The organism is Gallibacterium salpingitidis (assembly GCF_001678495.1).
Lineage (GTDB): Bacteria > Pseudomonadota > Gammaproteobacteria > Enterobacterales > Pasteurellaceae > Gallibacterium > Gallibacterium salpingitidis.
In genome coordinates this window covers 1-23,262 of the sequence record NZ_JTJL01000007.1, presented here as the reverse complement: position 1 = coordinate 23,262, position 23,262 = coordinate 1, and the positions used below count along the sequence as shown (strand labels likewise).

Annotated in this window: 16 protein-coding genes and 1 CRISPR repeat array; of the genes, 5 read left to right on the top strand and 11 right to left on the bottom strand. The window is 37.4% G+C overall.

Annotated features, from left to right (window positions below; all coding sequences use genetic code 11):
* Positions 1 to 239 precede the first annotated feature (239 nt).
* From hemH to ydiJ, 3 genes are read right to left on the bottom strand one after another with little or no spacing between them, the layout of a single operon-like run.
* Positions 240 to 1,208, bottom strand: coding sequence for a ferrochelatase (gene hemH / locus QS62_RS02410; protein ID WP_066105381.1), 969 nt, complete (start codon positions 1,206 to 1,208; stop codon positions 240 to 242).
* 2 nt (positions 1,209 to 1,210) lie between these two features.
* Positions 1,211 to 1,642 carry a hotdog fold thioesterase gene (locus QS62_RS02405; protein ID WP_066105379.1) on the bottom strand — a complete coding sequence of 144 codons (432 nt, stop codon included), beginning with the start codon at positions 1,640 to 1,642 and terminating at the stop codon, positions 1,211 to 1,213.
* The gene (gene ydiJ / locus QS62_RS02400; RefSeq protein ID WP_066105377.1) at positions 1,642 to 4,710 is read right to left on the bottom strand and encodes a D-2-hydroxyglutarate dehydrogenase YdiJ; all 3,069 of its coding nucleotides are present in this window, start codon (positions 4,708 to 4,710) and stop codon (positions 1,642 to 1,644) included. The genes QS62_RS02405 and ydiJ overlap by 1 nt, the downstream gene beginning before the upstream one ends.
* A gap of 352 nt (positions 4,711 to 5,062) precedes the next feature.
* Between ydiJ and ompA the strand changes: the two genes are divergently transcribed.
* Positions 5,063 to 6,124 (top strand): porin OmpA, encoded by a 1,062-nt coding sequence (gene ompA / locus QS62_RS02395; RefSeq protein ID WP_066105375.1) that lies wholly within the window; start codon positions 5,063 to 5,065, stop codon positions 6,122 to 6,124.
* Positions 6,125 to 6,195: 71 nt separating this feature from the next.
* A CRISPR array of direct repeats spans positions 6,196 to 8,206; the repeat unit is 28 nt; unit sequence TTTCTAAGCTGCCTGTGCGGCAGTAAAG.
* A gap of 263 nt (positions 8,207 to 8,469) precedes the next feature.
* On the opposite strand, the gene QS62_RS02390 is transcribed toward ompA, so the two are convergent.
* From QS62_RS02390 to modF, 3 genes are all read right to left on the bottom strand, one after another.
* Complete coding sequence (locus QS62_RS02390) at positions 8,470 to 9,612, bottom strand: 5-methyltetrahydropteroyltriglutamate--homocysteine S-methyltransferase (protein ID WP_066105373.1); 1,143 nt, start codon at positions 9,610 to 9,612, stop codon at positions 8,470 to 8,472.
* 135 nt (positions 9,613 to 9,747) lie between these two features.
* The gene (gene gyrA / locus QS62_RS02385) at positions 9,748 to 12,378 is read right to left on the bottom strand and encodes a DNA topoisomerase (ATP-hydrolyzing) subunit A (protein ID WP_066105370.1); all 2,631 of its coding nucleotides are present in this window, start codon (positions 12,376 to 12,378) and stop codon (positions 9,748 to 9,750) included.
* Between the two features lie 168 nt (positions 12,379 to 12,546).
* A complete protein-coding gene (modF, locus tag QS62_RS02380) occupies positions 12,547 to 14,001 on the bottom strand; it encodes a molybdate ABC transporter ATP-binding protein ModF (protein ID WP_066105368.1) in 1,455 nt (484 codons plus the stop codon).
* 187 nt (positions 14,002 to 14,188) lie between these two features.
* Between modF and QS62_RS02375 the strand changes: the two genes are divergently transcribed.
* A complete protein-coding gene (locus QS62_RS02375; RefSeq protein ID WP_066105364.1) occupies positions 14,189 to 14,641 on the top strand; it encodes a LexA family protein in 453 nt (150 codons plus the stop codon).
* Between the two features lie 262 nt (positions 14,642 to 14,903).
* Here QS62_RS02375 and QS62_RS02370 read toward each other — a convergent pair whose 3' ends face one another.
* The 4 genes from QS62_RS02370 to QS62_RS02355 all read right to left on the bottom strand — a co-directional run bounded on the left by QS62_RS02370 (position 14,904) and on the right by QS62_RS02355 (position 18,914).
* A complete protein-coding gene (locus QS62_RS02370) occupies positions 14,904 to 16,421 on the bottom strand; it encodes a DHA2 family efflux MFS transporter permease subunit (RefSeq protein ID WP_066105362.1) in 1,518 nt (505 codons plus the stop codon).
* Between the two features lie 13 nt (positions 16,422 to 16,434).
* Positions 16,435 to 17,601: an EmrA/EmrK family multidrug efflux transporter periplasmic adaptor subunit gene (locus QS62_RS02365; RefSeq protein WP_066105360.1), complete on the bottom strand. Its 1,167-nt coding sequence runs from the start codon at positions 17,599 to 17,601 to the stop codon at positions 16,435 to 16,437.
* 21 nt (positions 17,602 to 17,622) lie between these two features.
* On the bottom strand, positions 17,623 to 18,141 hold the full coding sequence (gene mprA / locus QS62_RS02360; protein WP_066105357.1) for a transcriptional repressor MprA: 519 nt from the start codon (positions 18,139 to 18,141) through the stop codon (positions 17,623 to 17,625).
* A gap of 191 nt (positions 18,142 to 18,332) precedes the next feature.
* Positions 18,333 to 18,914, bottom strand: a complete 582-nt coding sequence (locus QS62_RS02355; protein WP_066105354.1) for an NAD(P)H-dependent oxidoreductase — start codon at positions 18,912 to 18,914, stop codon at positions 18,333 to 18,335.
* A gap of 237 nt (positions 18,915 to 19,151) precedes the next feature.
* On the opposite strand from QS62_RS02355, the gene QS62_RS02350 reads away from it, so the two are divergent.
* Both QS62_RS02350 and hpt read left to right on the top strand, forming a co-directional pair.
* Complete coding sequence (locus tag QS62_RS02350) at positions 19,152 to 19,664, top strand: hypothetical protein (RefSeq protein ID WP_066105351.1); 513 nt, start codon at positions 19,152 to 19,154, stop codon at positions 19,662 to 19,664.
* A gap of 190 nt (positions 19,665 to 19,854) precedes the next feature.
* Positions 19,855 to 20,394 (top strand): hypoxanthine phosphoribosyltransferase, encoded by a 540-nt coding sequence (gene hpt, locus QS62_RS02345; RefSeq protein ID WP_066105348.1) that lies wholly within the window; start codon positions 19,855 to 19,857, stop codon positions 20,392 to 20,394.
* A gap of 22 nt (positions 20,395 to 20,416) precedes the next feature.
* Here the strand turns inward: hpt and metX are convergent, their stop codons facing one another.
* Positions 20,417 to 21,502 (bottom strand): homoserine O-acetyltransferase MetX, encoded by a 1,086-nt coding sequence (metX, locus tag QS62_RS02340; RefSeq protein ID WP_066105345.1) that lies wholly within the window; start codon positions 21,500 to 21,502, stop codon positions 20,417 to 20,419.
* Between the two features lie 307 nt (positions 21,503 to 21,809).
* Between metX and fumC the strand changes: the two genes are divergently transcribed.
* The gene (fumC, locus tag QS62_RS02335; protein ID WP_066105342.1) at positions 21,810 to 23,204 is read left to right on the top strand and encodes a class II fumarate hydratase; all 1,395 of its coding nucleotides are present in this window, start codon (positions 21,810 to 21,812) and stop codon (positions 23,202 to 23,204) included.
* Positions 23,205 to 23,262: the final 58 nt, after the last annotated feature.

Sequence of the window (23,262 nt, the reverse complement as noted above, 5' to 3'; positions counted from 1 at the left end):
TATTTCTTTTGCCTACTTTTCTTTATACAAGCAAAGACAAAAAGCGTTAGCTTTTTGAACGTTGCTTGCAACGACCCGTAGGGTGAGCAAGTGAACAAAGTACACTTGCGAATAAAAGTAGGTCGCCCTTTAGGGCGAAACCTAAATTTGAGATAAGAAATAATTTAGCTAAAAGTTTTATAATTGACTTTGTCAATAAGCTGAAATAACGTATAAATTCACCTTTATACGCTATGTTTTTAGCTTAGCTTTTCATCAATTAATTGATATAACAGCTCAATATGATCGCTATTGGCATTTAAGGCTGGAATATAACGATAACTCTCGCCACCAGCTTGTAGAAAATAGCGTTTATTTTCTTGCGCAATCTCTTCTAAAGTTTCTAAACAATCTGCGGCAAAACCGGGACAAATAACAACAACCTTTTTGATGTTTCGCTTAGGTAAACTCAGCAAAGTTTCATCAGTATAAGGTTGTAGCCACTCCTCTTTACCGAAACGTGATTGGTAACTCAGTGTCCATTGATCATTTGATAAATTCAGCTGCTGAGCCAAGGCATCAGCAGTTTGTTGGCAATGTTCAGGATAATAATCTCCCTCCTGTTGATAACGTACAGGAATACCATGGAAAGAGATCAACAAGTGTTCATCTGCTTGTTTAGATTGCGCCACTGTTTTCGCTAGAGCAGCAATGTATAAAGGGTGATTATGGTAAGAAAAAATCACATCAAACGGCAAGATACAGCGCTGTTGCTGCAATGCTTTATAAAAAGCGTCTAACACAGAAGCCGTCGTGGTACTGCTATATTGCGGATAAAGCGGTAATAAGATTATCCGTTCAACTTTAGCTTGATAGAGTTTAGTTAATGCTGCGGTAATAGATGGATTACCATAAGTCATTGCCAGCTCCACCACTACATTTTGCTGTTGTGAGTTAAAACGTTGTTGCAGTGCTATTTTCTGTTGCTGACTAATTGCCAGTAAAGGGGAACCTTCAGCTTGCCAAATTTGCTGATAGAGTTTCGCGACGCGCGGTGCACGTTTGGGCAAAATTATCAGATTCAGCAAGGGCAGCCATTGCCAACGCGGTAAATCAATCACACGAGGATCAGTTAAAAATTGATGTAAATAGCGTTTTATGGCGGTAGTTGTTGGTTGATCTGGCGTACCTAAATTTACCAATAAAACGCCAATTTTAGTTGCAGACATAATTACTCTTTGTTTTGATCCAATACAGCTAAGGTCAAACGGCTTTGACAGCAAAGACGTTGTTGTGAGTCTGTAATATTGATTTGCCAAACGTGTAAGGTTCTACCAATGTGTAATGGCGTTGCTCGCGCCACTACACGCTCGCCCATTTTCATTGCTTTGAGGTGATTGGCATTGATCTCCACACCAACAATGCCTTTACCCTCTTCACAAGCACAAAAACCTGCATAAGAACCAACGGTTTCAGCTAATAGTGCTGAAGAACCACCATGCAGCAGCCCTACCGGTTGGCAATTACGGTGATCTACGGTTAAGGCTGCTTCCATCCAATCATCGCCATAAGCGATAAATTCAATCCCAAGCTGTTCGGCAGCAGTGTTTTTGTTTGCTTGATTTAAGTCTTCGAGCGTAAATTTTTTTTTCCAAATTTCCATTAATTTAAAATCTCCAACAATCCTTGTAATGGGTGTTTACTAATTTGGTGTTGCATACGTTTCACTTGACTACGGCAAGAATAACCAGACACTAAACAGTGATCTAAGTCTTTATCTTGCAATTTTTTCTCCCAAGAGAGCTGATAGATCGCTTTTGACGTTTCTTCGTGAACAGTTTCATGACCGAATGTACCTGCCATACCGCAACAACCGACGGATACCACTTCTAATTTTTCACCAAATTTAGCAAAAATGGATTGCCACGCTTTGCTACTATTTGGCAATAAACTACTTTCCGTACAATGAGGGAAAAGATACCAAGTGTGCGGATTTTCGTTTTCAGAATGACGTGTTTCAATAGAAGTTAATACTTGTGACAGCCATTCTTGAGAAGTTAAAACAGCGAAATTACCACGTTTTTCACCAAGCACTTGACGATATTCATCACGATAAGAAAGTACAACAGCAGCATCAACACCAACTAAAGGTATGCCGAGTTTGGCAATTCGGTTTAATGCTTCCGCCTGTTTACGCGCAGTTTTACTAAAACGAGTTAAGAAACCTTTAACGTGTTGTGCTTTACCATTAGGTTTAAATGGTAATACGATTGGGTCAAAACCGAGTTTTTTGCTTAAACGGACAAAATCAGCCACTACTTTTGCATCATAAAAAGAGGTGAAAGGATCTTGTACTATAAAGAGCATTTTTTCTCGTTGCTTAAGCGGTAACTGTTCTAATTGTTCTAATGAACGATCTTTATAATTAATTTCCACTAATTGTTTTTGTAGCGATGGTACAGAAAGTTGTGGCAATGCGACCATACCAATATATTTACGTGCTACTTGTTCTACTAGTGGATTTGTTGTGATTGCATTAAAAAATACAGGTGCTTTAGCCATTAATGGCGCGACATTTTCCACATTAGCAACCACATAATCCTTAATTGGACGAGGGTAGCGATGATGATAAAGGTAAAGGAATTTCGCTTTAAAGTCTGGTACATCAATTTTAATTGGACATTGGCTAGCGCAGGCTTTACATGATAAACAAGTATCCATTGCTGCTTTGACTTCGTGTGAAAAGTCATCTTGATGTTTTTTACTGAAACGATTACGCAATTTTTCCACTAAATCAGTTAATTTAATCTCATTTTTTCTGAAATCTAACTGTTCAGCGGAAACATTGGCTTGTGCTAATAAACGTAACCATTCACGCACTAAGGCAGCGCGTCCTTTTGGTGAAAAGACACGATTACGGCTAATTTTCATGGATGGGCACATAGCGCTGTCCACATCAAAATTGAAGCATAGTCCGTTACCATTACAATTCATTGCACCGGCAAATTGATCTTTAATGGCGATTGGAATTTGACGATCGTAATCTGCACGCATTGGTGAAAGCACTTCAAATAATTTGGCATCAGAATCTAATGGTGTACAGATTTTACCTGGATTTAAGCGATTTTCTGGATCAAAGAGTGTTTTGATTTGTTGCAGCACGTGCCATAATTCATCACCAAAGAATTGACGACTATATTCACCACGCACACCTTTACCATGTTCTCCCCAAATTAATCCGCCATATTGTTGCGTTAAATTCGCTACTTGATCAGAGATAGATTTAAATAATTTCACTTGTTCAGGGTCACAGAGATCTAATGCTGGACGCACGTGTAATACACCGGCATCAACGTGACCGAACATACCATAATCTAAATTATGTTTATCTAATAAAGCGCGGAAATCAGCAATGTAATCAGCGAGGTTTTCTGGCGGTACGCAGGTATCTTCGACAAATGGGATGGGTTTTGCGCGACCTTTGGCATTACCTAATAAACCAACCGCTTTTTTGCGCATCGCATAAATTTTTTCTACCGAAGCTAAATCGGTGCAAACTTGGTACCCAATAACATCATTTTGTTGATTAGCGATCTCTTGATCTAAGCGTTGGCATAACTGAGCAACTTGCTGTTGTTGATATTTTTCATTATTGCCAGCGTATTCAACGATATTTAAACCTAAAATTGGCGAGTTATCTTCTTCTTTTAATAAATCGGAAACCGAGTGCCAAATAATATCTTGTTTCGCTAAATTAAGAACTTTGGAATCAACTGTTTCTACGGAAAGCGCTTTAGCCGCAACCATTGCTGGTGCATGGCGTAATGCAGCATCAAAGGAGCGATATTTAATATTGATTAAAGTACGATATTGCGGAATTGGTAATAGGTTAAGTTTGGCTTCACAAGCAAAAGCAAGTGAACCCTCTGAACCAGTTAAAATACGACTTAAATTAAATTGAGCTAGTTCAGCATCAAATACATGATTGAGGTCGTATCCGGTGATAAAACGATTTAATTGTGGTAATTGTGTCAGAATTTGCTGACGATGTTGACGGCACAATTGTTCGACTTGTTGGTGAATTTGTTTACCAGTTTGCGAGAGATTGGTTTGTGCAATATTTTCAGCAAAGTTATCACAGCTAATTGCTTGTGTATCAAGAATATCGCCATTAATTAACACTGAACGTAATGCAATCACATGATCAGATGTTTTGCCATATTGTAATGATCCTTGCCCGGAAGCATCGGTATTAACCATACCACCGATAGTAGCGCGATTACTGGTGGAGAGTTCTGGAGCAAAAAATAAACCGTGAGGCTTAAGAAAACGGTTTAATTGATCTTTAACAACACCTGCTTGTACGCGTACCCAATGTTCTTTTACATTTAATTCGAGAATTTGGTTCATATGGCGGGAAAGATCCACAATAATGGTGCTATTTAAAGATTGACCATTGGTTCCTGTACCGCCACCTCTAGGAGTGAATTTGAGCGATTTAAATTCATTACGTTGGGCTAATTTAGTTAGCCTTACGATATCAGCAACTTCTTTTGGAAAAAGAATTGCTTGGGGTAATTGTTGATAAACACTATTGTCAGTAGCGAGAGAGAGTCGATCTGCATAATGGGAAGCGATATCGCCGAGAAATCCTTGTTGCCTTAATTGAGTAAGATATTGATTTACTAATGGATCGAGTTGTTGCTGACTCGCTAAATAGGGAATGATCATAATAAGCCTCTGTATGTTGTGTTAATTTGTGTGCATAAACGGCAGTTATACTAGCACAAAAATCAAGAAAGAAATGCGAGATCACTCGTTTAGGAGTAGATCTAAGTAAAAATTTTAAAAAAATAAAATCACAGAGGATGATTGATAACGTTTTAATCTAAAAAAGTTGATTTTTTAAACAAAAATAGAATAAATGTTTGATTTTAAGTTGATCAATAGCGATAATATGCGTTACCAAATAAGTGAGCTGGATCTCATTTATTTTGGGGAGAGGTTGTTGTTTACCATGTCTTTTATGTAAATACAAACCTCAAAATCTAAATATAGATAATAAATTCAAGAGGATTTTATAATGAAAAAGACTGCAATCGCATTAGCAATTTCAGGATTAGCATTCGTATCAGTAGCACAAGCAGCTCCTCAAGCAAATACTTTCTACGCTGGTGCGAAAGCTGGTTGGGCATCATTCCACAATGATGTAAATCAATTTGATAAGGAATACGGTGGTACTGATGCAGTTCATCGTAATTCTGAAACTTATGGTGTATTCGGTGGTTATCAAATCACTGATAATTTCGCTGTTGAAGCAGGTTATGACTTCTATGGTAAGTTAAGAATGCATGATGGTGATTCTGAGCGTTCAAGACATACAGCTCACGGTTTAAATCTTAGCTTAAAAGCAAGTTACCCAGTAGCTTATGTTGATGGTTTAGATGTGTATGGTCGTTTAGGTGCTGCATTAATCCGTTCTGACTATACACAACACGATGATGGCGTTAAAACAGCTTCTGAACATAAATTAAAAGTATCTCCAGTATTTGCAGCTGGTGTAGAATATGCAATTCTTCCAGAATTAGCAGCACGTTTAGAATACCAATGGGTTGCTAAAGTTGGTAAAGTAAGTCAATTTAATGATGATGTTTCATACAGCCCAAGCATTGGTTCTGTATCTTTAGGTCTTTCTTACCGTTTTGGTCAAGGTGAACAAGCTCCAGCTCCAGCAGTTGAAGTTGTTAACAAGAAATTTGCATTAAGTTCTGATGTATTATTTGCTTTCGGTAAAGCAAACTTAAAACCAGAAGCAGCACAATCATTAGATAACTTACAACAAGAAATTTCTAAAGTTGGTAACTTATCATCAGTTGAAGTTGCTGGTTATACAGACCGTATCGGTTCTGACAAATATAACTTAAAACTTTCTCAAGATCGTGCTAACACTGTTGCTAACTACTTAGTTTCTAAATCTGTTTCTCCAGATGTAATTAAAGCAGTTGGTTATGGTGAAGCAAACCCTGTAACTGGCAATACTTGTGATGCAGTTAAAGGTCGTAAAGCATTAATCGCTTGCTTAGCACCAGATCGTCGTGTTGAAGTTTCTGTAAGTGGTCAACACCAAACAACAGTTGAAAAATAATTTAATTATTTTCTAAGCTGCCTATGCGGTAGCTGATCAAAAAGCCCCGAATTATCGGGGCTTTTTCTTTATATTTATACTGCCTATGCGGCAGTAAAGATTACTTGTGGTTTTCCTGACGATTTCGGCGTTTTCTAAGCTGCCTATGCGGCAGTAAAGTTGCGCATCGTGAAACTTCCATTAGAGGAAGTTTTCTAAGCTGCCTATGCGGCAGTAAAGTCTCAATCTGTTTAGTGTTGTCATGATCGATATTTCTAAGCTGCCTATGCGGCAGTAAAGTGATAAGAAAGGTAATGCAGTTCGAGGTGAAGATTTCTAAGCTGCCTATGCGGCAGTAAAGTGTTCTAACCCGTAGTTTCCTGTTGGGTTAGCTTTCTAAGCTGCCTATGCGGCAGTAAAGGGAGATAATCTCGATCTTCTCCGATGACGACTTTTCTAAGCTGCCTATGCGGCAGTAAAGGTTCCTGTTTGATGGTATCGTTATCCGTGCTATTTCTAAGCTGCCTATGCGGCAGTAAAGATGCTGAGGTATGTGGCACTGCTGAGGTATATTTTCTAAGCTGCCTATGCGGCAGTAAAGATTGTTGATGTGACTGTTGTAACACCCGCCGGCTTTCTAAGCTGCCTATGCGGCAGTAAAGTTGCTCGCGTGATTCATGTGAGTAGAGCAAGATTTCTAAGCTGCCTATGCGGCAGTAAAGCCGACAGTGCGAGGAATACAATACCTGCAAAGTTTCTAAGCTGCCTATGCGGCAGTAAAGGTTCTGCTTGATAATTGGCATAGTCATCAGTATTTCTAAGCTGCCTATGCGGCAGTAAAGGCTTTGTGCGTCCATCATGAACGCTTCCATATTTTCTAAGCTGCCTATGCGGCAGTAAAGTTCCTCAATATTTTCTTTGAATAAACGAGGAATTTCTAAGCTGCCTATGCGGCAGTAAAGTAAACAACTTTGATAATTCATCATCTGTTAGATTTCTAAGCTGCCTGTGCGGCAGTAAAGTGCTGTCACGTTAGAACCTTCACACACTTCAATTTTCTAAGCTGCCTGTGCGGCAGTAAAGTTGCGCCATGGCGCTTACCGTCCTGATTTAGTTTTCTAAGCTGCCTGTGCGGCAGTAAAGACAGTGCAATCAGCACAAATTCAGACCTACCATTTCTAAGCTGCCTGTGCGGCAGTAAAGTTAACAATGCTGTGCAATTACACCGCTATAAATTTCTAAGCTGCCTGTGCGGCAGTAAAGACCGATCGGCTTAGCACCTTTTTTATCTTCAGTTTCTAAGCTGCCTGTGCGGCAGTAAAGTGGAAGATTTTGTAATTACACCGTTCGAGCAATTTCTAACCTGCCTGTGCGGCAGTAAAGTAACGCAATTACCCTTTGCGCTAGATGGCGTATTTCTAAGCTGCCTGTGCGGCAGTAAAGGACAGATTGAACAAGACTGCGATTACTGGATTTTTCTAAGCTGCCTGTGCGGCAGTAAAGTGTAGCAGAAGGCGCTTCTGGTTCTACAAATTTTTCTAAGCTGCCTGTGCGGCAGTAAAGATTCAATGAATTTAACCGTACTTGCTCGTTACTTTCTAAGCTGCCTGTGCGGCAGTAAAGATTCACAATAGGATTTCCAAGTATGCCCTTCATTTCTAAGCTGCCTGTGCGGCAGTAAAGTATACAACATCACAGCAGAGAAATCAGTACTATTTCTAAGCTGCCTGTGCGGCAGTAAAGCCAATCTCGCTTCTAAAGTAACTAAATCAATCTTTCTAAGCTGCCTGTGCGGCAGTAAAGAATAAATCCCAATAAAAAAGCCTAGACTAGGTTTTCTAAGCTGCCTGTGCGGCAGTAAAGAAATTCACAGGTGCATTTAATGTTTCTGCTATTTTCTAAGCTGCCTGTGCGGCAGTAAAGTCAATCATGATATTTTAGACGTCTATGAGATATTTCTAAGCTGCCTGTGCGGCAGTAAAGATAAATAGCGAGAATTTAATTCTTTCCAAGTTTTTCTAAGCTGCCTGTGCGGCAGTAAAGATTCATCAAGTTATCAATAGGTTTATCCATACTTTCTAAGCTGCCTGTGCGGCAGTAAAGTAGATTGTTAAAGAGCTTTATCCTAGTAACAACAAGGGATAGCGTTTATACGGTAATGGTTACCCCTTTTTTTGTCAATGATATAAATCTCTTTTAAATCAAAAAGTTATATATAGTCTAAAAAATAGGGTATGAAATAGAAATAATGCTAAAAGATAGATAAAGGACAAAATAAGATGCTTAGGCTGAGAACGATAAAAAAGCTATACCTTAATTAAGATATAGCTTTAAGAAGTGAAAAATTGAAAATAAATTTGGATTAACTATTTGCCCCAAACTTCTTCGCTGATTTCACGAATAAATTCGAGTTTTTTCCATTGTTGCTCTTCAGTTAATACATTGCCTTCTTCAGTTGAAGCAAAACCACATTGTGGACTTAAGCAAAGCTGATTGATATCAACATATTGAGCAGCCTCTTTAATACGCTCAATAATGGCATTTTTATCTTCTAATTCGCCGCTTTTTGAGGTAACAAGGCCTAAAACAACTTGTTGATCTTTAATAAAACGTAGTGGTTTGAAGTCGCCAGCACGATCGCTGTCATACTCTAAGAAGAAACCATCAATTTTACAGTGTCCAAATAAAGTTTCAGCCACTGGTTCATAGCCACCAGAAGAGAACCAAGTAGAGCGGAAATTACCACGACAAATATGCATGGTAATAGTCATATCAGCTGGTTTATCTTTAATTGATTCATTAATTAAATTCACATAAGTTTTAGCAAGCTGATCGACATCAATACCACGAGCGGTATAAGCAGCGCGTTTCTCTTCGGAACATAATTCACCCCAACTGGTATCATCTAATTGTAGGTTACGGCAACCTAGTGCATAGAATTTAGCAATAGCATCACGATATGCTTGTGCTAAGTCAGCTAATAGTTGTTGTTCATTATCTTTATATAAATCAATTGGCTGATAATCTGTTTCACGTACTAGACAAATCAAATGCAACATACTTGGTGACGGAATAGTGAACTTCACTGGATAATCACCAGCAATTTTTTGCAATGAACGATAATGTTCTAGGAATGGATGTTCGCCAAAACCAATTTTACCTACAATTTTTAATGTTTTTGGACGTACATTGTGATGTTTAAATTGTACAGAAAATTGTTTAGCATCGACTTCTTGCACACCTTCTAATGCAGCTAAAAAGTCCATATGCCAGAAAGTACGGCGAAATTCACCATCAGTAACAGCATGTAATCCAACTTGTTTTTGGTGTGCTACTAATTTACTGATTTCTTGATCTTCTACTGCGGTTAGATCGGCGCAACTAATATCACCACATTGGCATTGGCTGCGTGCTAATTTCAACGCTTCTGGGCGTAAGAAACTACCAACAATATCGAAACGATAAGGGGCTTTAGTACGTTGTGTTGCATTTGGGAATAATTTACTCATTTTAAACCTCATAATTATTAATAAATTGGACGTTTAGATGTCTAGACATAAAATACTGCACTTTAAATCAGGAATCAAGGCAAAGCTTAATAAAAAAGGCGACTTTTGTCGCCTTAGAAAAGAAGTGTTGATTATTTATTCAGTGACTTCATCACTGCTATCTTCGTCATCATCACAGACACGTTCAATACTGACTACTTGTTCTGTTTCTGAAGTACGAATTAAGCGTACACCTTGGGTATTTCTACCAACCAAACTAATTTCGGCAACGCGAGTACGAACTAAAGTACCTGCATCAGTAATCAGCATAATTTGGTCGTTTTCTTCTACTTGAGTTGCAGCCACAACTTTACCGTTACGTTCGCTAACTTTAATAGAGATCACGCCTTTAGTATTACGAGATTTTGTCGGATATTCAGTTAATTCTGTACGTTTACCGTAACCGTTTTGCGTTGCAGTTAAGATCGCACCATTAGTTTTCGGTATTACCAAAGACACCACTTTATCAATAGTTAAATCAAGTGTTTGTTCGCTTTCATCACTACTATCTTCAGTGTCGTTTTCTTCATCAGAAATATCATTGGTCAAGGCTAATTTAATACCACGAACACCAGCAGCGGTTCGTCCCATTGCACGTACTGCATTTTCATCAAAACGCACTACACGCCCTTGAGCAGAGAATATCATAATTTCATTATTGCCTTCGGTAATATCAACACCAATGAGTTCATCATCATCTTTCAGATTGACGGCAATAATACCGTTAGCACGTGGGCGACTAAATTCAGTTAAAGCTGTTTTCTTCACTAAACCACCAGCGGTTGCCATTACCACATATTTATCTTCAGCATACTCATTGACTGGTAAAATTGCAGTGATTCGTTCATTTTCTTCCAATGGTAATAAGTTAACAATTGGACGACCACGAGCGCCACGACTTGCTTGCGGTAATTGATAAACTTTCAACCAATAGAGGCGACCACGACTTGAGAAACAGAGAATCGTATCGTGGGTATTCGCTACCAGCAGTTTTTCAATGAAATCTTCTTCTTTCATTTTTGTTGCTGATTTACCTTTACCGCCACGACGTTGCGCTTCGTAATCGGATAATGGTTGATATTTCACATAGCCTTCGTGTGATAAAGTAACCACAACATCTTCAGGATTGATTAAATCTTCTAAATTAATATCACCGCTGCTTGCAGTAATTTCAGTTAAACGAGCATCATTATATTGCGCTTTGATCTTTTCTAGTTCTTCACGAATAACTTCCATCAAACGTTCTGGACTATGTAAGATATGCAACAATTCAGCGATAACATCTAGTAACGATTTATATTCATCTAGAATTTTTTCGTGTTCTAAGCCAGTGAGTTTTTGTAAGCGCAAATCTAAGATAGCTTGAGCTTGTGCTTCACTAAGATGATAAACACCGTCACGAATACCAAGATGTTCTTCTAAATCTTCAGGACGAGCCGCATCAACACCAGTAGCAGCTAACATTGCCGCTACATTGCCAAGTTGCCAAGGTTGTGCAAGTAATGCTTCTTTCGCAGCGGCAGGAGTAGGAGCGGTACGAATTAATTCAATAATCGGATCAATGTTGGTTAGTGCAATTGCTAAACCTTCTAAGATATGTGCTCTTTCACGAGCTTTACGCAATTCATATACAGTGCGACGTGTTACTACTTCACGACGATGTAGCACAAAGGCTTCAATCAACTCTTTTAGATTGAGTAATTTTGGTTGTCCATGATCTAGCGCGACAATATTAATCCCGAAAGTGACTTGTAATTGCGTTAGAGCATATAAGTTGTTTAGCACAATTTCGCCAACTGCATCACGCTTAATCTCAATCACGATACGCATACCATCTTTATCGGATTCATCGCGTAAACCGCTAATGCCTTCAACTTTTTTATCTTTAACTAATTCAGCAATTTTTTCGATTAAACGTGCTTTATTTACTTGATATGGGATTTCATGCACGATAATGGTTTCGCGCCCTTTATCGTCTGTTTCAACTTCTGCTTTGGCACGAATATAGATCTTACCACGCCCTGTTTTATAAGCTTCCTCAATCCCTTTTTTACCATTGATAATGGCAGCGGTCGGGAAATCTGGGCCAGGAATGTAAGTCATTAACTCATCAATCGAAATTTGATCATTTTCAATATAAGCTAAACAACCATCAATCACTTCGCCTAAATTATGCGGTGGAATATTGGTCGCCATCCCAACAGCGATACCACTTGAACCATTGACTAATAAAGCGGGAATTTTGGTTGGTAACACTTCAGGAATCATTTCCGAACCATCATAGTTCGGTTGATAATCCACAGTTTCTTTGTCTAAATCAGCAAGCAATTCGTGGGCAATTTGTGTCATACGAGCTTCGGTATAACGCATTGCCGCTGGAGAGTCACCATCGATAGAACCAAAATTACCTTGACCATCTACTAGTGGATAACGCAATGAAAAAGGTTGCGCCATACGAACCAAGGTATCATAAACCGCAGAGTCACCATGAGGGTGATATTTACCGATAACATCACCGACAATACGTGCCGATTTACGATAAGGTTTGTTATAGTCGTTACCACCAACTGCCATAGCAAATAACACGCGGCGGTGAACAGGTTTTAAGCCATCTCGTACATCAGGCAAAGCACGCCCAACGATAACCGACATGGCATAATCAAGGTAAGAAGACTTCATCTCTTCTTCGATATTAACTGGAATAATATCTTTTGCTAAATCGCTCATTTAGACATTTCCTATAAGTTTGAATTTTGTCAAAAACGGTCGAGAATTATAGCACGAAAAGCCTGATATCCATAGGAAAAAGCTGTATTAATTCGACTAAGAACTAAGGTGGAAAATACTCAAGAACAGTGATAATTGGATCACTGTTCTTAAGCCAAATCGCTATATTTAGATAGCGGTGATTTTATACTGATAGGTATCGTTAACAGGGATAAATTCAAAAATACGATTGATACACTCAGGTTGATCCTCTTGATGATGAGAAACAAAAAAGAGCTGGGTATCGCTATTAGTAATAAGCTGATCAATAAAGGTTAATACCAAATGGCGATTGAGTGCATCTAGTCCCATTAAGGGTTCATCTAAGATCAGAATAGGCGGATGTTTTACTAAAGCACGCGCAATTAATAGTAAGCGTTGTTGTCCCCAAGACAGTGAGCGAAATGGTGCGTTGGCAAATTTTTCCATATCAATACGTTTTAACCATTGCAGCGCGTTTAAGCGTGTATTTTCATCAATATGCTGATAGACACCGATAGAGTCAAAATAGCCGGAAATAATAATCATCAATGCGGAACAGTTAACGCGATAGTCCAAATGAAAATGGTTACTCAAAAAGCCGATATATTGTTTAATTTCCCAGATGGTTTCACCGCTGCCTCGCTGTTTGCCAAACAGTTTTACTTTGTTATTAAAAGCTTGTGGATGATCGCCATTAATCAGCGAGAGCAGTGTAGATTTACCACAACCATTTGGACCTTTAATCCACCAATGTTCACCTTGTTTTACCTGCCAATTAAGATGGTGCAAAATAGTTTTCTCACCATACTTCACTACAACATCTTGTAAATCAAAAATAGTTTGTAAATTAGCTGGCAACTTAATCGCAGGCATTGCTGCTTGCGGTACAGGAACAGTAATGGCCTCTTCGGCATAACATAACTGTTGAAAGATATCGCTGTTGAGCATCTCAGCTGCCGATTGTTGTGTAATTAATTGGCATTGATGTAATAAAGCGATTGAATCTGCCCACTGAGGAATGTCGGTAAGACGATTGATAACTAACACAATAGTCAAATGTTGTTTTAGTTGATGCAATAAGGAGAGCCATTGTTGTTGAGAAGCTGCATCTAACCCTTCGAAAGGTTCATCTAAAATCAATAAATCGGGGTCGGCAATTAATGCTTTCGCAAGTAAGATTTTGCGAGCTTCTCCAGTAGATAATAATTTAAATGGACGATCTAAGTAAGCAGTGATGCCAACCATATTCGCAATCTGCATTAACTTTTCAGCAGGATAAGATTGGTTTTCAAGCATAATTTGTCGAGCTGTTTTGCCTTGATCATCAGGGCTAACACTATCATTATTCAAATCACGAAAAATTTGTTCTAACAAAATTTGCTGTTGTGCTAAAGAAACCAGACTGATGTTTTTGAAATCATTGCTATATTTTCCAGAATAAGGTGCTTGATGTTGGCTAATAAATTTACTTAAAGTGCTTTTTCCGCTGCCGTTGTGGCCAACAATTACGGTAAAAGAGAGTGGGGTAATTTTAAATTGTGCTATTTGTAACCACTGTTGTGAGGTAATTTTGATTTTTACTTGATCTAGTTGAATTTGCATTTTGTCTGTCTAACTTGTTGATAATAATAGCAGTGTACTCAACTTTGCCTTTCGATCAATTAATCGGAAAAAAAATTGTTGAATACTGTATTAATATACAGTAAATTATGCTGTATAAATAAACAGTATTAACTGGATATTGGCTAAATGTTAACTGTGTAAGTATTAATTGAAAGTGGAGATGGCTATGCAAATGCGTATTGATAATGTGTTCGAGTCAGAACAAAAATATTCTTATCTTCCATTACCGTTGTATGATGATAATCCACAAAAAGAGTATTTCAATAAACGGAGTAACGTTCATTACCGTATGGATCTCAATTTATATTGTATTAAGAAACCACAAGAAACTTTCTTTTTACGTGTGATCAACGAGAATTTAACTGCGTGGGGAATTGATACTGGCGATATGTTGATCATTGAAAAAACGAATGAAATACACATTGGTGATTTAGTGGTGATTGAGCAAGATAACGGTTTACAGTTATATGAATTTTTTGCTGAACAAGAAGGAAAGTTTGTCTTTTTCTCATTGGATTCACGTTATCCGAATCTTAAAGTAACGCAGATGAGTGAACTCAATATTCAAGGTACGGTAGTAAGTACAATTCACCGTTTGCAGAAACGTAGAGTTGCATAATTAGATAACATCAGTAGAAAGTGGAAAACTGTAACAAGATAGTTGCAGTAGAGAAATTGCAGTAGCTGCAGTAGGAAAATTACAGCAAAGAAATCTGCGTAATAGATACAAAAGAGAAATCTTTTACTCATTAGGCTAAGAAATCACGATAAAGAATTTACGATGAAAAAGCCGCTTTATTTTAAATAATAAAAGCGGCTTTTTTGGGCTAGTAAGGCGAAGTAGTAGAGTAAATTGCAGCAATATTGTAACGACAACAATATTAATGTCTTGCACCAAAAGGTGGTTTTGCTAACCAAATCACTACGAACAACAACATAAAAGCAATCGCAGAAATATAGAAAATTTCATTTGCGCCAATAATCAAACCTTGTTGTGTAATTTGATTGGCTAACAATGCTGCTGTTTGTGTATCGTTCAACCCTTTTTCAGCCATAGTTTGGAAATATTGCTGCGACATTGGGTTATAAGGAGTGATACTTTCCACTAACTGCCCATGATGTAAAGCTTCGCGGTTATACCACATAAATGTAGTTAATGAAGTACCAACCGATCCTGCTAATGTCCGCAAGAAATTAAACAAACTCGAAGCAGAGGCAGTTTCTTCTGGTTTCAATCCTGATAAGGTGATAGTGGTTAATGGCATAAAGAAACAAGCTACCGCGATCCCCTGAATAAATTGAGGTAATGCAACAGCAGCAAAATTCATTTCAGGTTCAAAGGTAACAGCACGCCAGTGGAACGTAAATGCGTAAACGAAGAAACTAATAGTAACCAATAAACGCATATCCACTTTATAACCGAAACGCCCAATAATCGGTGAAAGTAACAACGGGAATAAACCAATCGGCGCTGTTGCTAACCCAGCCCAGGTAGCGGTATAACCATATACTTGTTGTAACAATAAAGGAATTAATACCACTGAACCGAGATAAATTAAAAACGCCAATGAAGTACAGATACAACCTACCGTAAAATTACGTTTCGTAAATAATGCAATATCAACAATTGGATGTTTTTCACCTAATTCCCAAATAATCAGTGCAATTAAACCAACTGCAGCAATAATCGCTAATACTACGATTTCTGTCGAATTGAACCAATCTTCTTCACGTCCTCTATCTAGCATTAATTGCAATGCACCAACACCAAGGATCAACAGAATCAAACCAATACTATCAATTGGTTGTTGATAGGTTTTTGTCTCCCGATCACCTAAAGTCATTTGTGTGAAGACAATCACTAAAATCCCAACTGGAATATTAATAAAGAAAATCCAGCCCCAATGAAAATCATCGCTTAACCAGCCACCTAAAATTGGCCCACAAATTGGTGCTACCACAACGGTCATTGACCAGAATGCTAACGCCATTGCACGACGTTGCGGAGGATAATTATTCAATAATAGACTTTGTGAGAGCGGTACGATCGGCCCAGCAGCCAGTCCTTGCACAATACGACAAGCAATTAGCATATTTAATGAATGTGAAATACCACAAAGCCATGATGCAATAACAAAGATTAGTACAGATACTAAGAATAATTTGACTTCACCAAAACGACGAGCGAGCCATCCAGTAATCGGAATCGCAATTGCATTAGCCACCCCAAAAGAGGTGATTACCCACGTTCCTTGTGTACTGGAAGCACCCAGGTCACCAGCGATAGTTGGAATAGCTACATTAGCAATGGTTGAATCTAGGACTTGCATAAAAGTTGCTAATGCAAGCCCTAATGTCATCATCACTAATGCACCGCCTTTAATCGGCGTTGTATTCATCTTTACCTCCTAATCAATGACTATTTTGTTGAATAATTTCAATAATCTCTTGATTAATTGGCGCTAGATCATAATTCAGAGTGTCTGTCGCGTAGCGTGTTTCTGCTTTGCTATCTGTTGGTAGCACAGCACCACTACTGTCAGAAGTATTCACTTCTACGGTTGCAGAAAGACCAATTCTTAATGGATATTTTTGTACTTGTTCAGGATCAAGTTCGATACGCACAGGTAAGCGTTGTACAACTTTAATCCAGTTACCAGTTGCATTTTGTGTTGGTAGTAAAGAGAAAGCACTTCCAGTTCCAGCATCAATACCTACAACTTTTCCATCGAATTCGACATTATCGCCATAGAGATCAAATACGACTGTTACAGGTTGTCCTAGGCGAATATTTTTTAATTGTGTTTCTTTAAAATTGGCATCAATCCAAATTTGATCTAGTGGTACAACAGCCAACAAAGGTGAACCTGCTTTAATGCTTTCACCCACTTGTGCGCTGCGTTTAGCCACATAACCAGTAACAGGGCTTACAACTTTAGTACGTTGTAAATTTAACCAAGCCTGGCGAACATTATCAGCAGCTTGAATCACATTTGGTTGTTGCTCAATTGGTGTATCTAACAATAATGCTTTCGTTGCATTAAGTTGTTCTTGTGTTGCTTCTAGATCACTTTTTGCCATAGTGACAGCATCAACAGCGTGTTGAAAATCTTCTTTTGATACTGCGCCTGTTTTATTTAAAGATTGACGGCGTGCAAGATCTTCTTCTGCTTGTTTTAAAGCAATTTTTTTAGCAGATAAAAGAGAAGTTAATTGTTTTTCAGTAAAAGCAAGTTGGCTTGTTTTACGTACTACGTCTGCTAAAGTGTGTTTCGCTTGAGAAAGTGCCAATTTGGCATCAGTATCATCTAGCTGTACTAATACGTCGCCTTTCTTCACTAAACTGGTGCTTTCAGTGTTTAACTGAGAAATACTACCAGAAACTTGCGAAGAAACTTGAATAATATTGCCAGCAACATAGGCATCATCAGTTTCAGTGAAATCTTTCACGAAAAAAAGCCAATAAACGAAACTGATTATTGAAATAAGGAGTAATAAAACAACGAAGGAAACAAGATGTTTCCTTCTGGTTTTATTACGAACAGCATTTTTTTTGTCTTGTTCGGAATTCTCTGACATGTTACGACCCTAAATACAAAATTATATTCTATGGTGGAGGTTATATTCTTCCAATCGTTTAGAGAGTTTGAGTAATAAACGGCGTAGAGTTTGGATCTCTTTATCAGTTAAGACACTAAAAATAGAACCCATCAATTCCCACTGGTGAGGGAAAATTTCTTTTAAGAAGTCGTGGCCTTTTTGGTTAATACGTAAACTAAAACAACGACGATCTTCTGGAACGCTAACACGATCGATCCATCCTTTGCCGACCAATTCGTCAGAAATACGGGTTGCGTTAGTACGTGATGAACCTAAGATCTCACTAAGACGAGAAGGTTGAATCTCGTGATTAGGTTGAAGATAGGTAACAATTAAAGCTTCGAATAGAGTGTGATTAAGACCAACTTCTTTAAGAAGATGGTTGCGGTGCTCAAGATAATTACTATTTACATTGAATAGTAAGCGTACCAGAATGATTTGCTCTAATGGCATATTAGGAAAATCTTCAGAGTACATCTTGAGTACGTTATCAGTGTCGGATAACAATTGATTAACCATAAATTACCTCAGTTAATAGTGTTAAGTGGAACAGTAAATGTCGGAATAATAACTTATAAAATTATATTTGGTCAAGTGGATTAGCACGTCAGAGAATCACTGGTAATAATAATGAATGTGAGAAAATAATATAAATACCTATAAATAGGTATTTTCAAAGTTTTGGTAAAAATGTTAAGCAAAACATAAGGTTACCTATATTGTGAAATTTTATGTTTTATTTCTGTTAAATATTTTTTTCGATCTTGATCACTAATAATATGAATATCACCGAAGAAATAATGTTTGATGTCGGTAATACCGCAGTAATTAAACAATCCATTGATTAAAGTAGCATCTAATGCTTTTATAAATCCTTGTTTTTCATATTCTTGTACATTATTGCCTATTGTTACAATTTGTAACATTTTTTTATCATTTAATAGTCCTCGGCTACCAGTTTCATCAGTTTCATAAGCAAAACCATGACTGAGAACACGATCTAAGTAACCTTTTAGAATTGCAGGGAAGCCCATCCACCATAATGGATAAATTAAGGTAATCAGATCAGCTTGCTTAATCAGCTGCTGTTCTTGTTGTATATCGGCGGGGATATTGCCTTGATTAATTTGCTGAAATTCGTCCCACGTTAAAATCGGATTAAAATCTAGTTGGTAAAGATGACGAACAGAAACTTCCATTCCTCTTTGCTGAGAAGCTTCAACAACAGTATCTAAAATTGCATGGTTAAAACTTGCATCATTTGGGTGAGCATAGATAATCAAATTGTGCATAATGTACTCCATAATGAGAAAAACCAAATCACGAATACTATTGTAATGATTTGCCGAGTACAAGAGTTAATATCAAGAATTTTATCTCCTGACGTTATAGATAAGGAAAAGAAAATAATGCGTAAGAGGAATAATGGGATGTATTGAGTTTCCTAACAACTTTGTTATATTGAAAAACGAAAGATGATCAAGCATACTTTCTTTTCTTATATTGAGTTACTACTGAGGAACCTGGTTATGACTGATGAATTTTATCCTGATAATTATATCAAATATCATAATACAACGCTTTGTATTGTTTGGATTTCGCATTTAGGAATTTTAATTTGGTATGCAATTTTAATTTATGATCAGTTTAAGACCCATCCTGGTCCTGAGTGGCTTATTACCGTAGGATTCAGTAGTGCTGCTGTTAGTATTTTGATTGTTGTTTATAATTACTTTCGTTTGGATACAAAGAAAAGTAAAAGATATATGATTCCTTATATATATCATCCTGCACTCGAAGTACCTTTCACTATCTTAAAAATTTCATCTGCTAAATTGTCAAAAGATAGCTTAGCAAAGGCTTTTTTCTTTATTGTACTTGGCGTTTGGTATGGTGAAACATTTGAATACATATTTATCATTTTACTTACAGGTCTTGGTCTCTGTACGCTTAGACTGTTACTTGTGACGAGAACTTATTTGAAAGCACTCAGAGAAGCGAAAGAATTGATGAATCAGCTGCCTAAGCGAGGAATGAAGTAAGTAAAATTAATTTAACAGTTTAGAGGTTTTTTGATGAGGTTGTTTGTAATAAATCAGACAACCTCATTATTTTTGGCACTATCACAAAACAGATCGTTAATAGTCAGATAGATGATGATATTAGTTTTTTATTCATGTATTTTTCGGTATAGTAGCGCAGCTTATTGCTAGGTGAAATGAGGAGAACGCAATGAAAAAGCATCACATTGACACATTAATTGCTGAAGCGGATGTGAAGTCAAGAATTAAAGAATTAGGTGCAGAGATAACACAATATTATCAACATAAACAAAGCAATGGCTTATATGTAGTTGGTTTATTAAGAGGCTCGTTTATGTTTATGGCTGATCTCGTTAGAGAAATTAAATTGCCATTGGAAGTAGATTTTATGACAACCTCTAGTTACGGCAGTGGCATGACTACCAATCATGATGTGAAAATTGCGAAAGATCTCGAAGGTGATATTAAAGGCAAAGATGTCTTAATCGTCGAAGATATTATTGATACTGGCTATACCTTAGATAAAGTGCACCAAATTCTATCATTGCGCGAACCTAACTCACTAACTATTTGTACATTATTAGATAAACCATCACGTCGTGAAGTGGAAGTCAATGTCGACTGGGTGGGCTTTAGTATTCCTGATGAATTTGTAGTAGGCTACGGTATTGATTATGCTCAACAATATCGTCAATTAGGCTATATCGCGAAAGTCGTATTAGAAGAATAAAATATTCTGATGGAGGAATGACTTAATCTGTCATTTCTCCTAAACCTCGTCTAATTTTGGGTGCAAAAAATTCATAATCCACTAAAAAAGCATCGTGACCAAAATCAGAAGTGATTTCTGCATAAGATAAATCAACCTTGGCTTTTTCCAATAATTGTTTGCTTTTTTCTAAATCGATTAATTTAAATAACTGATCATTGGTGACTGCAACTAAGGTATATTTTGCCTTAATTCGTGATAATGCTTCAGTCACATTAGCAAAACCAATAGCGGGATCATATAAATCTAAAGCACGTGTCAGTTGCAAATAACTATTAGCATCGAAACGATCCAAAAACTTTTGTCCTTGATAGGTTAGATAAGACTCAACTTGAAAATAATCACCTAAAAAATTGGTATCTTGTTTAATGGCGCGCCCAAAAGCCTTAGTTAATTGAGTATGGGTACGATAAGTTAACATTCCTAACATTCTGGCAGTTGCCAAACCTTGTTCAGGATACTTGCCTTGATAATAATTGCCTTGATTAAAGTTTGGATCATGAACAATCGCTTGTCGCATTACGTGATTAAAACCAATCGCTTCCGCACTCATATAAAGTGATGAACAAAGATTTACCACATAATCCATAAAATCAGGGTAACTAATCGCCCATTGCGTAGCCTGCATTCCACCAAAAGAGCCACCAATCACCGCATGTAAATGAGAAATATTGAGTTGATCTAACAGTGCTTTTTGTACTTTAACAATATCTTGTACGGTAATTTGTGGAAAATCACCGCCATAAGGTAAACCTGTTTCAGGGTTTACGCTCATTGGGCCAGTCGTACCTTTACAACCACCCAACACATTAGAACAAATAAAGAAGTATTTATCGGTATCTAATGCCATACCTGGCCCCATAAAATTTTGCCACCAACCTTTTTGGCTATTATCAGCAAAATAGGGTTCAGCATCGCCGGTTAAAGCATGACAGATCAGAATGATATTATCTTGTTGCGGATTGATTTGCCCATAAGTTTGATAGCAAACAGTAATATTCTTCAGTGAACCACCGAGCGTAAGGGTAAGCGCGGAATCTGTGAATAATGTGAGTTGTTGCGCAGGCATATAACTTCCTAAAACAGCGATTATTATTATAGTGAATAGGTGAATAAGTTAACGAGCAGTGAGGATGATGTCAAGAAATTTTAGATGTCTAAACATCTAGAAAGTAAAACGTCTAAACGTCTAACTAAAAATAGCTAAATATGAGAGGAAAAGCTGCACATAAAATACACATTAATGGTGGTGAGCACCTTTTATTTTATGATCTATGTCATAAAAGAAAAATTTTCATCATTAGATAAATTCAATTTATACCTCGTGAGTGTTAAACTTGCGCCAATTTTTTAACATTTGTTTAGAGGTAATCATTATGGAATTTAGAATTGAACACGATACTATGGGCGAAGTGAAAGTACCAGCAGATAAATACTGGGCAGCACAAACAGAACGTTCACGTAACAACTTCAAAATTGGTCCATCAGCATCAATGCCACACGAAATTATCGAAGCATTCGGTTACTTAAAAAAAGCAGCAGCATATGCAAACTATGATTTAGGTGTATTACCAATCGAAAAAAGAGATTTAATTGCACAAGCTTGTGATGAAATTTTAGCAAATAAATTAGATGATCAATTCCCACTCGTTATTTGGCAAACCGGTTCAGGTACACAATCAAATATGAACGTAAACGAAGTAGTAGCAAATCGTGCGCACGTTCTTAATGGTGGCAAACTTGGTGAAAAAAGCATTATTCACCCAAATGACGATGTAAACAAATCACAATCTTCAAACGATACTTATCCAACAGCAATGCACATTGCTGCATATAAAAAAGTGGTAGAAACCACTATTCCTGCGATTGAACGTTTACAAAAAACTTTTGCTGAAAAATCTGCTAAATTCACTAACGTAGTGAAAATTGGTCGTACTCACTTAATGGATGCTACTCCATTAACATTAGGTCAAGAATTCTCAGCTTATGCAGCGCAATTAGATTTCGGCTTAAAAGCATTGAAAAACACTTTACCTCATTTAGGTCAATTGGCATTAGGTGGTACAGCAGTAGGTACAGGATTAAATACGCCAAAAGGATATGATGTAAAAGTTGCAGAATATATTGCGAAATTTACTGGTTTACCATTTGTAACTGCGGTTAATAAATTTGAAGCATTAGCAACTCACGATGCGGTTGTGGAAACTCATGGTGCTTTAAAACAATTAGCGGTATCTCTTTACAAAATTGCTAACGATATCCGTTTATTGGCTTCTGGCCCACGTTCAGGTATTGGTGAAATCTTAATTCCTGAAAATGAACCAGGTTCATCAATTATGCCAGGTAAAGTTAACCCAACTCAATGTGAAGCGTTAACAATGGTTTGTGCGCAAGTATTAGGTAACGACACTACTATTTCATTTGCTGGTTCACAAGGTCATTTCCAATTAAATGTATTTAAACCAGTAATGGCGTTTAACTTCTTACAATCTGCACAATTATTAGCAGACGCATGTATCTCATTTGATGAACACTGCGCGGTAGGTATTGAACCTAACTATCCACGTATCAAAATGCAATTAGAAAACTCATTAATGTTGGTAACTGCATTAAATACCCATATCGGTTATGAAAAAGCAGCGAAAATTGCGAAAACTGCTCACAAAAATGGTACTACATTACGTGAAGAAGCAATTAACTTAGGTTTTGTTACTGCAGAACAATTCGATGAATGGGTTCGTCCAGAAGATATGGTTGGTAGCTTAAAATAAGTAAGCAATAAAAATGTTTTTGAAGAGGGTACTTTGCAGTACCCTCAGACCGCTGACA

Bases quoted from the DNA above. Each gene is read 5' to 3' on its own strand.
- QS62_RS02355 (WP_066105354.1), bottom strand. From the start codon at position 18,914: ATGCACAATTTGATTATCTATGCTCACCCAAATGATGCAAGTTTTAAC.
- fumC (WP_066105342.1), top strand. From the start codon at position 21,810: ATGGAATTTAGAATTGAACACGATACTATGGGCGAAGTGAAAGTACCA.
- QS62_RS02370 (WP_066105362.1), bottom strand. From the start codon at position 16,421: ATGAATACAACGCCGATTAAAGGCGGTGCATTAGTGATGATGACATTA.
- hemH (WP_066105381.1), bottom strand. From the start codon at position 1,208: ATGTCTGCAACTAAAATTGGCGTTTTATTGGTAAATTTAGGTACGCCA.
- ompA (WP_066105375.1), top strand. From the start codon at position 5,063: ATGAAAAAGACTGCAATCGCATTAGCAATTTCAGGATTAGCATTCGTA.
- QS62_RS02375 (WP_066105364.1), top strand. From the start codon at position 14,189: ATGCAAATGCGTATTGATAATGTGTTCGAGTCAGAACAAAAATATTCT.
- mprA (WP_066105357.1), bottom strand. From the start codon at position 18,141: ATGGTTAATCAATTGTTATCCGACACTGATAACGTACTCAAGATGTAC.
- hpt (WP_066105348.1), top strand. From the start codon at position 19,855: ATGAAAAAGCATCACATTGACACATTAATTGCTGAAGCGGATGTGAAG.
- QS62_RS02350 (WP_066105351.1), top strand. From the start codon at position 19,152: ATGACTGATGAATTTTATCCTGATAATTATATCAAATATCATAATACA.
- QS62_RS02390 (WP_066105373.1), bottom strand. From the start codon at position 9,612: ATGAGTAAATTATTCCCAAATGCAACACAACGTACTAAAGCCCCTTAT.
- QS62_RS02365 (WP_066105360.1), bottom strand. From the start codon at position 17,601: ATGTCAGAGAATTCCGAACAAGACAAAAAAAATGCTGTTCGTAATAAA.
- ydiJ (WP_066105377.1), bottom strand. From the start codon at position 4,710: ATGATCATTCCCTATTTAGCGAGTCAGCAACAACTCGATCCATTAGTA.
- metX (WP_066105345.1), bottom strand. From the start codon at position 21,502: ATGCCTGCGCAACAACTCACATTATTCACAGATTCCGCGCTTACCCTT.
- gyrA (WP_066105370.1), bottom strand. From the start codon at position 12,378: ATGAGCGATTTAGCAAAAGATATTATTCCAGTTAATATCGAAGAAGAG.
- modF (WP_066105368.1), bottom strand. From the start codon at position 14,001: ATGCAAATTCAACTAGATCAAGTAAAAATCAAAATTACCTCACAACAG.
- QS62_RS02405 (WP_066105379.1), bottom strand. From the start codon at position 1,642: ATGGAAATTTGGAAAAAAAAATTTACGCTCGAAGACTTAAATCAAGCA.